The organism is Pseudomonas sp. KCJK8993 (genome assembly GCF_046230915.1).
Lineage (GTDB): Bacteria > Pseudomonadota > Gammaproteobacteria > Pseudomonadales > Pseudomonadaceae > Aquipseudomonas > Aquipseudomonas piscis.
The window spans coordinates 1-9,827 of record NZ_JBJJLO010000170.1 but is presented as its reverse complement, the minus strand read 5'-3'; the positions used below and the strand labels follow the sequence as shown (position 1 = coordinate 9,827).

Annotated in this window: 9 protein-coding genes; 5 read left to right on the top strand and 4 right to left on the bottom strand. The window is 65.9% G+C overall.

The window, feature by feature from the left end; translation table 11 throughout:
• The 3 genes from ACK6AU_RS30355 to ACK6AU_RS30345 all read left to right on the top strand — a co-directional run.
• A partial coding sequence (locus tag ACK6AU_RS30355) for an acyl-CoA dehydrogenase family protein (RefSeq protein ID WP_409303356.1) occupies positions 1 to 1,006 on the top strand: 1,006 nt, incomplete at its 5' end.
• 108 nt (positions 1,007 to 1,114) lie between these two features.
• Complete coding sequence (gene amn, locus ACK6AU_RS30350; RefSeq protein WP_185698275.1) at positions 1,115 to 2,578, top strand: AMP nucleosidase; 1,464 nt, start codon at positions 1,115 to 1,117, stop codon at positions 2,576 to 2,578.
• Positions 2,579 to 2,723: 145 nt separating this feature from the next.
• A complete protein-coding gene (locus tag ACK6AU_RS30345; protein ID WP_185698385.1) occupies positions 2,724 to 3,290 on the top strand; it encodes a pseudouridine synthase in 567 nt (188 codons plus the stop codon).
• Here ACK6AU_RS30345 and ACK6AU_RS30340 read toward each other — a convergent pair.
• Complete coding sequence (locus tag ACK6AU_RS30340; RefSeq protein ID WP_003228500.1) at positions 3,285 to 3,494, bottom strand: DUF2788 domain-containing protein; 210 nt, start codon at positions 3,492 to 3,494, stop codon at positions 3,285 to 3,287. The genes ACK6AU_RS30345 and ACK6AU_RS30340 overlap by 6 nt on opposite strands.
• Positions 3,495 to 3,618: 124 nt before the next feature.
• Positions 3,619 to 4,098: an Lrp/AsnC family transcriptional regulator gene (locus ACK6AU_RS30335; protein ID WP_185698276.1), complete on the bottom strand. Its 480-nt coding sequence runs from the start codon at positions 4,096 to 4,098 to the stop codon at positions 3,619 to 3,621.
• A 416-nt stretch (positions 4,099 to 4,514) separates the two neighbouring features.
• On the opposite strand from ACK6AU_RS30335, the gene ACK6AU_RS30330 reads away from it, so the two are divergent.
• On the top strand, positions 4,515 to 5,573 hold the full coding sequence (locus ACK6AU_RS30330; protein WP_409303354.1) for a DUF6515 family protein: 1,059 nt from the start codon (positions 4,515 to 4,517) through the stop codon (positions 5,571 to 5,573).
• On the opposite strand, the gene ACK6AU_RS30325 is transcribed toward ACK6AU_RS30330, so the two are convergent.
• Together ACK6AU_RS30325 and ACK6AU_RS30320 are read right to left on the bottom strand one after the other, a co-directional pair.
• Positions 5,567 to 6,463, bottom strand: a complete 897-nt coding sequence (locus ACK6AU_RS30325; protein WP_185698277.1) for a cation diffusion facilitator family transporter — start codon at positions 6,461 to 6,463, stop codon at positions 5,567 to 5,569. The genes ACK6AU_RS30330 and ACK6AU_RS30325 overlap by 7 nt on opposite strands.
• Positions 6,464 to 6,485: 22 nt before the next feature.
• Complete coding sequence (locus ACK6AU_RS30320) at positions 6,486 to 6,905, bottom strand: hypothetical protein (RefSeq protein WP_022641172.1); 420 nt, start codon at positions 6,903 to 6,905, stop codon at positions 6,486 to 6,488.
• 130 nt (positions 6,906 to 7,035) lie between these two features.
• Here ACK6AU_RS30320 and hrpB point away from each other — a divergent pair, with 130 nt between their 5' ends.
• Positions 7,036 to 9,558 carry an ATP-dependent helicase HrpB gene (gene hrpB, locus ACK6AU_RS30315; RefSeq protein WP_409303351.1) on the top strand — a complete coding sequence of 841 codons (2,523 nt, stop codon included), beginning with the start codon at positions 7,036 to 7,038 and terminating at the stop codon, positions 9,556 to 9,558.
• Positions 9,559 to 9,827: the final 269 nt, after the last annotated feature.

Sequence of the window (9,827 nt, the reverse complement as noted above, 5' to 3'; positions counted from 1 at the left end):
GGGGCACAAGTGGTTCTGCTCGGCGCCGATGTGCGATGCCTTCCTCACCCTGGCCCAGACCGACAAGGGCCTGACCTGCTTCCTGCTGCCCCGGCATCGTCCTGACGACAGCCGTAACCAGTTCTATATCCAGCGCCTGAAGAACAAGCTGGGCAACCAGTCCAACGCCTCCAGCGAAGTGGAGTTCCGTGGCGCCCTGGCCTGGATGGTCGGCGAGGAAGGGCGGGGCGTGCCGACCATCATCGAGATGGTGGCCATGACCCGCTTCGACTGCATGGTGGGTTCCAGCTCGCTGATGCGCCAGGCCCTGACCCAGGCCAGCCACCATTGTGCCCATCGCAGCGTCGGCGGCCGGGTCCTCGGCGAGCAGCCGCTGATGCAGAACGTGCTGGCCGACCTGGCCCTGGAGAGCGAAGCGGCCCTGGCCCTGAGCATGCGCATGGGCCGGGCCCTGGATCATCAGGATGACGCCCAGGAAGCGAAGTTCTCGCGCCTGGTGACGGCGGTGGGCAAGTATTGGATCTGCAAGCGCGCCCCGGCCATGATCAACGAAGCCGCCGAATGCATGGGCGGCGCCGGTTATGTCGAGGACAGCATCCTGCCGCGGTTGTACCGCGAGGCGCCGGTGAACTCCACCTGGGAAGGCTCCGGCAACGTCCAGTGCCTGGATGTGCTGCGGGCCCTGTCGAAGGAGCCGGGCGTGCTCGACGCGCTGTTCGCCGAGCTGGGCGATGGCCATGGCGACCGGCGCCTGGCCAGCCATATCGCTGGATTGAAGGAGAGCTTCAAGGACACCGATGATATCCAGTACCGCGCTCGCCAGCTGACCGAGGACGTTGCCCTGGGGTTGCAGGCCAAGCTGCTGCTGGAGGCCGGCAACCAGGTGGTCGCCGATGCCTTCATCGCCAGTCGCCTGGGTGGCCAGTCCGGTCGGGCCTATGGCACCCTGCCGCGGGGGCTGGATGTGGCCGCCATCGTCGCTCGCTCAACGCCACAAGGCTTCTGAGGGGCATGAGGGCCGGTTTGCCGGCCCTGGCCACGATGCCACTGTTTCCGTGGGGCGAGGTTGCAGGCAAGATGGACGCCTGCAAGATCAGAACACAGGGTGCTCATCGTGACCGAAGCTTTTATTGTCGTTCAATCCGCCGAACAAGCCGTGGATCGGCTGGCTGCTCTGCACGAGCGGGCCACCACGGCGCTGAGCCAGGCGCTCAAGCGTTACCTCAAGGAGCGCATCGAACCGGATGCCGAGCAGCGCGCGTTGTTCCGTTATCCCGAACTGCGCCTGACCTATCACTGCCAGGGTGAAGTGCCGCAGACCACCCGGGCCTACGCCAAGGTCCAGCTGCCAGGCACCTACAGCGTCACCGTCACCCACCCCGCGGCCTTCCGCAATTACCTGCTCGAGCAGCTGGAGCCACTGATGCACGATTTCACCGTGACGGTGGAAGTGGGGGTCAGCGAGCAGAACATTCCTTATCCCTATGTCGTCGAGCAGGGCGATGAACTGGCCGGCTCCGGCGTGACCGCCGCGGCCCTGGCCCGGGTTTTCCCGAGCACCGACCTGTCGGCCGCCACCGATGGCATCGCCGACGGCCTGTACAACTGGGAAAACGCCAATCCGCTGCCGCTGGCGTTGTTCGACGCCGCGCGGGTGGATTTCTCCCTGCGCCGCCTGGTGCATTACACCGGCAGCGACTGGCGCCATGTACAGCCGTGGATCCTGCTGACCAACTACCACCGCTACGTCGACCAGTTCATCGTCCATGGCCTTGAGCAACTGCGCAGCGATCCGCGCTTCGTGCGCATGGTGCTGCCGGGCAACGTGATCATCGAGAAGGGCATGGACCACGGCGAGGCCTCGGCCATCGCCGCCGGCGTGGTCTGGCATCGCTACCAGATGCCGGCCTATCACCTGCAGGCCAGCGATGGCCACGGCGTGACCCTGGTGAACATCGGCGTCGGCCCGTCCAATGCCAAGAACATCACCGACCACCTGGCCGTGCTGCGTCCGCACTGCTGGCTGATGATCGGCCACTGCGGTGGCCTGCGGCAGTCCCAGACCATCGGCGACTATGTGCTGGCCCACGCCTACATGCGCCGCGACGGCATCCTCGACCGCGTGGTGCCGCCGAACATCCCGATCCCGGCCCTGGCCGAGGTCCAGCTGGCGCTGCAACAAGCGGCGGCCAACGTCACCGGGGAGAAGGGCGAGCAACTGAAGAAGCGCCTGCGCACCGGCACCGTGCTGACCTACGACGACCGCAACTGGGAATTGCGCTGGGCCGAGGAGCGACCGCTGATCAACCTGTCCCGGGCCGTGGCGGTGGACATGGAAAGCGGCACCATTGCCGCCCAGGGCTATCGCCTGCGGGTGCCCTACGGCACCTTGCTGTGCGTTTCGGACAAGCCCCTGCACAGCGAGATCAAGCTGCCGGGCTCGGCCAACGCTTTCTACGAGCGCGCGGTCAGCCAGCACCTGAAGATCGGTATCGAGGCCGTGGACCTGCTGCGCAGCGAACTCAACTCCCTGCACTCGCGCAAACTGCGCAGCTTCGACGAGCCACCGTTCCGCTGATTGCCTGCCCATGGTCATTTGGCGATCAGGCCACTAGCATGGTCGGTCCTGATCGCTGAATGTTCCCGCCTCTATGTCTCGTCCGCCTCGCCCCGCTTCCCGCCGCCCCGGCGCGAAGCCGTTTTCCGCTCCCCCTGCCAAGCGCGTGGCCAAGGCGCCGCCTGTCGAGCCACGGTTGATCCTGTTCAACAAGCCGTTCGATGTGCTGACCCAGTTCAGCGACGGCGAGGGCCGGGCGACGCTAAAGGATTTCATCGCCATTCCCGGGGTCTATCCCGCCGGGCGCCTGGATCGTGACAGCGAGGGCCTGTTGCTATTGACCAATGACGGGCAATTGCAAGCGCGCATCGCCGATCCCAAGCACAAGCTGGCCAAGACCTATTGGGTGCAGGTGGAGGGCGAGCCCAGTGCCGAGCAGTTGCAGCGCTTGCGCGACGGCGTGGAGTTGAACGACGGCATGACCTTGCCGGCCCAGGCCCGGCAGTTGGAGGAGCCGCAGCTGTGGCCGCGCAATCCGCCGGTGCGCTTTCGCAAGAGCGTGCCGACCAGCTGGCTGGAACTGGTGATCCGTGAAGGGCGCAATCGCCAGGTGCGGCGCATGACGGCGGCGGTGGGCTTGCCGACCTTGCGCCTGGTGCGGGTGCGGATCGGTGACTGGACCCTGGATGGCCTCGATCAAGGCCAGTGGAAGGAAGTGCCGGCGCGGCTATAGGGCGCCGCTTTCGATCAGGCCGATCACCACGCTCTTGATGATGAACGCGGCTACGCCAAGACCCAGGACGAAGAACAGGATGAACGAGCCAAAACGTCCTGCCTTGGATTTCTTGGCCAGGTCCCAGACGATGAAACCCATGAAAATGATCAGGATGCTGACCAGGCCTGTCATCATCCACTCTTCGAATACTGCCGGATCCATCGAACATCTCCAGTGCGCGCAGGACAAAAAAAGCCGGGCGAGTATACGCCAAGCGTTCCGGCCCGGGCATTGATCTGCGTGCGTTACGTCGCCACAGCCCGGGGTCGCCTGGCGGCTTGCCGGATCAGTTGCGCAGGTGGGTCAGGGGTAGTTCGGTGCTATTGAGCACCTGGTTGAGCACGAAGCTGGAACGGACGCTGGTCACGCCTTCGATCCGGGTCAGGTGGCCCAGCAGCAGCTTCTGGTAGTGGTCCATGTCCGGCACCACCACCTTGAGCTGGTAGTCGGCATCCATCCCGGTCACCAGGCTGCATTCCAGCACCTGGGGCAAGTTGCGGATCGCCGACTCGAAGTTCTCGAAGCGTTCCGGAGTGTGGCGGTCCATGCCGATCAGTACGTAGGCGGTCAGGCTCAGGCCGAGCATCTTGCGATCCAGCAGCGCGACCTGGCGGGAAATGTAGCCATCGTCTTCCAGCTGCTTGACCCGGCGCGAGCAAGGCGAGGGCGACAGGCCGATGCGTTCGGCCAGTTCCTGGTTGGAGATGCGGGCGTCGCGTTGCAATTCCGCCAAAATGCTCAGGTCATAGCGGTCGAGTTTGCTCATCATTCAGGCCTTTGTCTTAACTATTGCGTCGAATTATCTATCTAGGGTTAAAAATTGCGCAAGAGCTGTTTCGCGAAGCAATCTTCGCAATCCCCTGTCGCGAGGCGAGGCCTATTCTTACCACCAGAATCACTGCCCGGACATAGAGTCCACTGCGGCCCGCCGAATCAGGCCTGCCGCGGCCGCCAACCCCACAGGGTTGGGCAGGCCCCCGGGCTGCACCCTGTCCAGAAGACGGAGTGAGGTGAGCCGGTGCCACAAGTGCCGAGCACGGACAAAATCTCAAGGGGTGGCCGACGGGCCACCCTTTTTTATTGCCTGCGAAATAAGTTTCGTGACTGATAATCTCTAGCAGAACCGCCCTGGGCTTTTGCCAGTCTTATACTCAGGTCCCCCCATTCGCAGTGAGGAAGAGCATGAAGTCGCGCATCTGGCGTATGGCAGGTGTTGGTGTGTTGTGCGTGAGCGTTAGCGCGCAAGTGTTTGCCGATGAACGAGACGAACGCCGCCCTCCCCAGCAGGGAGAGCAGGCCGGAGGCCAGCGCGAACATGCTCCCGAGGGCCGCAGGGAGAACAACCAGGGCCATCCGGCATACCAGCAGCCGGCCCCGCAGCCACCCCGTGTGCAGAATGAAATCATTCGTGGCGACAACAGCCGCCAGTTCGAGCGCAGCCCTCAACATCAGGATGGGCAGTGGCAGGAACGGCCTCGCCACGAAGCCGAGCAGCAAGCACGGCCAACGCCGCCACCGGCCGCGAACCTGCCGATCCAGCCGCGCCCGGATACCGTGCGCCAGACCCAGGAACCACAACGCGGTTATTACCAGGACATCCCGCGGCGCAACGATTACAACCCGCACTGGCAGGCCGGCAATCCTGGCTGGCGCCCTGACCATCACCACCCCAATGACTATCGCTGGCCGGGTCGTCCTGATGGCCGTGGCAATGGTTGGGGCCCGGGTCCGCAATACCGCCCGGGTTATGTGATCGAGCGTTTCCCCGAGCGCAATGTTCGTGTGCCCTATCGTGGTCATGACTACTTCTTTTCGGGTGGCTACTGGTATCGCCCGCAGGGCAACCGTTATGTGGTGGTGACCCCGCCCTATGGTATCCGCGTCGGTTACCTGCCCGATTATGCGCGTGAGGTGTGGATCGGCAGTGCGCTGTTCTTCCTTGCCGCTGGTGCCTACTACACCTATGAAGCCAGTACCCAGGAGTACGTAGTGGTGGAGCCGCCGGCAGGGGGGGCGCCGCAACCGGTTGGCAATGGCTATGACGTCATGGCCTATCCGGTCAACGGCCAGCCGCCGCAGCAGGTCGAGCAGGACCGCTACGACTGTTATCGCTGGGCGGTGCAGCAGAGTGGTTTCGATCCGGCCAGCGTGACCTACCAGCCGGCGCCCGAAGTGGTCCAGGCCTATCGCCAGGCCCAGGGCAATTGCCTGAGCTCACGGGGCTACCAGGTGACCTACTGAGCCCTGGCGGCCTCGACCACTTCCTGCGGGTCGGCGTGCACCAGCACTTCGGCCCGCGGGTAGGCGGCGTGGATCGCATCGGCGGCCTGGTCGCTGATGCCGTGGGCCACCCTCAGGGTCAGGTCGCCGGGCAGCTCCAGGTGCAGTTGGACGAACCAGCGGCTGCCGGAAATCCGCGTCCGCAAATCATGCGCGCCCAACACTCCAGGGACCGCACAGGCCAGTTCCAGCATGTGCTGGCTGACCTCGGTCGGCAGTTCCTCGTCCATCAGTACCGAGAAGCTTTCCCGGGCGATCTGGATCGCGCTCCAGAGGATGTACACGGCAATCCCCAGGCCGAACCAGGCATCCACCTGCTGCCAGCCGAAGGCCGCCAGGGCCAGGGCCAGGAGAATGCTGCCGTTGAGCATCAGGTCGGAGCGATAGTGCAGTGAGTCGGCCCGTACCGCGTTGGAGCCGGTGGCCCGGATCACCCGATGCTGCAACACCAGCAAGGCGCTGGTCAGCACCAGCGACAGGACGATCACCCCGATGCTCAGCCAGGGCGCCCCGACCGGTTCCGGGTGGTGCAGGCGCTCGACCGCCTGGAAGGCGATCAGTACCGCGCTGCCCGCGATGAACAGGGCTTGGGCCATGCCGGCCAGGGACTCGGCCTTGCCGTGGCCGTAGCGATGGTCGTCGTCCGCCGGGCGCAGGGCGTAGTGCACGGCCAGCAGGTTGAGCAGCGAGGTGAAGCCGTCGAGCACCGAGTCGGTCAGGCCGGCGAGCATGCTCACCGAGCCGCTGAGCCACCAGGCCACGGCCTTGGTCAGGATCAGGATGCCGGCCACGGTGACCGAGGCGCGGGTGGCGAGGCGCAGGAGGCGAGCGTGTTCCGGGCTACCGATCATGGGGTTTCCTTGTGTGGCGGGTTCAAGCGGCCGGTTGCAGTCCGTACAGGGCCAGTTGTTGCACGCTGCCCTTGTGCTGGATCAGGCGTGGGTCGTCCAGCGGGAAGTGGCCCCCCAGCTCCTGTTCGAGGATGGCCTGCAACTTGCGTTTGTCGACTGTACCGTCGGCGCCGATGGCCTGCTGGAGTTTCTCCGGTGCGACCTGTGCGGTCTTGCCCGGCTCCAGGTAGATGGCGCCAGTGGCGAAGTCGACGCCGAAGGCGATCAGCCCCGGGATCACGTAGAACAGCAGGCCCACGGCATCCAGCGCCACGATCACCGGATCGATCTTGCCGTCGATCTGGCCGCGCCGGTCGGGGAAGAAGATCGAGCCACAGGCGGTGAGCTGGGTCAGCAAGGTCGTCACCAGGATGCCGCCGATGACACGGTGGGGAATACGCATGGATATCTCCTAACAGGCATGAAGGCCCGGGCAAATGGTACGGGGGGGTGAGTCTCGTCGATCAGCACTCAGACCATGATCAGCCCCGGGCAGTTCGCCGTTATACTCGCGCCTCTGTTTTGGAGCCAGCATGAAATCCTTGCCGATCGATGAAGTTTTGCCTGCACTGCGTGACGCCTTGGCGACACGCCACGAAGCGGTGCTCGAAGCCCCGCCCGGCGCCGGCAAGACTACCCGCGTGCCCCTGGCGTTGCTGGACCAGGATTGGCTGGCCGGGCAAACCATCCTGATGCTCGAGCCCCGGCGCCTGGCCGCCCGTGCCGCCGCCGAGCGCCTGGCCAGCGAGCTGGGGGAAAAGGTTGGGGAAACCGTGGGCTACCGCATTCGCCTGGACAGCAAGGTCGGCCCGCGTACCCGTATCGAAGTCGTCACCGAAGGCATTCTCACCCGGCGCTTGCAGGACGATCCGGCCCTGGAGGGGGTCGGCCTGCTGATCTTCGATGAATTCCACGAGCGCAGCCTGGATGCCGACCTGGCCCTGGCCCTGAGCCTCAATGGCCGCGAACTGTTCCGTGACGAGCAACCGCTGAAGATCCTGCTGATGTCGGCGACCCTGGAGGGCGAGCGCCTGTCGGCGTTGCTGGACGATGCGCCGATCCTGCGCAGCGAGGGGCGCATGTTCCCGGTGGCCCAGCGCTGGGGCCGGCCGTTCCAGCCCGGGGAGTTCATCGAGCCGCGGGTGGTGCAGGCGGTCCTGGAGGCGATCCATGACGAGAGCGGCAGCCTGCTGGTGTTCCTCCCGGGCCAGGCGGAGATTCGCCGGGTGCACCAGCAATTGAGCGAGGCCTTGGGCGAGCGGGACGAGATCCTGCTGTGCCCGCTGCATGGCGAGCTGGAGCTTGCCGCCCAGCGCGCCGCCATCGATCCGGCGCCACCGGGCAAGCGCAAGGTGGTGCTGGCCACCAACATCGCCGAGACCAGCCTGACCATCGACGGTGTGCGGGTCGTGGTGGATGCCGGGCTGGCGCGGGTGCCGCGCTTCGATCCCGGCAGCGGCATGACCCGCCTCGATACCCAGCGCATCTCCCGGGCCAGCGCCACCCAGCGTGCCGGTCGCGCCGGGCGCCTGGAGCCAGGAGTGTGCTACCGGCTGTGGTCGGCGGACCAGCAAGAACAACTGGCCGCCCATGCCAGCCCGGAGATACTCCAGGCCGATCTGGCCGGCCTGGCGTTGCAACTGGCGCGCTGGGGCGTGGCGCCGGACCAGTTGGCCTGGCTGGATGCGCCGCCCGCCGCGGCTTATGCCCAGGCTCGGGAGCTGTTGATGCGCCTGGGCGCGCTCGACGGGGAAGGCAACCTGACCCGTCACGGCCAGGCCATGGCCGAGTTGCCGGCTCACCCGCGGATCGCCCATCTGTTGTTGCGTGGCCAGTCCCTGGGGTTGGCAGCGATGGCTTGCGATGTCGCGGCCTTGCTTGGGGAGCGGGACATCCTGCGGGGTGCCGACGCCGACCTGCACAGCCGCCTGGTGCTGCTCTCGGGTGAGGCGCGAGCTGCCCGTGGCGCCCAGGGCGGCGTGCAGCGGGCCCGGCAACTGGCGCGCCAATACCGCGGCTACCTACGCGGCCAAGCCGTTGCGGCGGTGGCCGATCCCGAGCATCCACGCTGGCTCGGCGCCTTGCTGGCCCTGGCCTATCCCGATCGGGTGGCCCAGCAACGGCGCCCGGGTGGCGCCGAGTACCGCCTGGCCAATGGCCGTGCGGCCCTGTTCAGCGAGCCCGACAACCTGATGAAGCAGCCCTGGCTGGTGATCGCCGACCTGGGCAGCCGCCAGGGCCAGCGTGAGGAGCGGATCTACCTGGCTGCGCAGTTCGATCCAGCGCTGTTCGAGACGGTGCTGGCCGAGCAGGTGCGCAACGTCGACCAGTTGGACTGGGACGAGCGTGAAGGCCTGTTGCGGGCGGAAAGACAACGCAAGGTGGGCGAACTGGTGCTCAGCCGCGAGCCGCTGCCGGGCCTGGACGAAAGCGCCCGCTGCCTGGCCCTGGTCCAGCTGGTGCGGCGCAAGGGCCTGGAACTGTTGCCCTGGACCCCCGAGCTGCGCCAGTGGCAGGCCCGGGTGGCCCTGTTGCGCCAGCTGGAACTGGCCGCCAAGAGTGAAAGCCAGTGGCCGGATGTCAGCGATGCGGCCTTGCTTGAGGGGCTGGAGCACTGGTTGGCGCCGTACCTGGGCAAGGTCTCGCGCCTGGCCCACTTCGCCAACCTGGACCTGGCCGGCATCCTGCTCGGCCTGCTGCCCTGGCCCTTGCCCCAGCGCCTGGACCAGCTGGCGCCGCAGCACCTGAAGGTGCCGTCCGGCTCTTCGATCCGCCTGGACTACAGCGAGCAGCCGCCGATTCTCGCCGTGCGCCTGCAAGAGCTGTTCGGCCTGGCCGAAACCCCACGCATCGCCGACGGCCGCCAGGCGGTCAAGTTGCACCTGCTGTCGCCGGCTCGCCGACCGGTGCAGGTGACCCAGGACCTGGCGAATTTCTGGCGCAGCACCTATGCCGAGGTCAAGAAGGACCTCAAGGGCCGTTATCCCAAGCACTACTGGCCGGATGATCCGCTGATCGCCGAAGCCACCGCCCGGGCCAAGCCCAGGGGCACTTAGCAGGCCGTTGAAACACTACCTGCGTTGCCATCGCTGCGTTGAAAACAGTCTGGTGCGCCAGCCAGGTCAAAATGCTCATTTACCACTTGTAAACTGCGCTTTTTCGCCTGTTTTCGCCTTGCGCTGGCTGCCTCGCCTACGTTTTCCAACGGCCTGTTAGGTGCATCAACGGTCCTGCTGTCTCGGCACCGTTGTTGTCCCGAGCAGGAGCGTTCTGCCCGCGTCTTCTCTCGCCACTGCCTGTTTCGTTCCCCTTGAGAGGGGGCGCG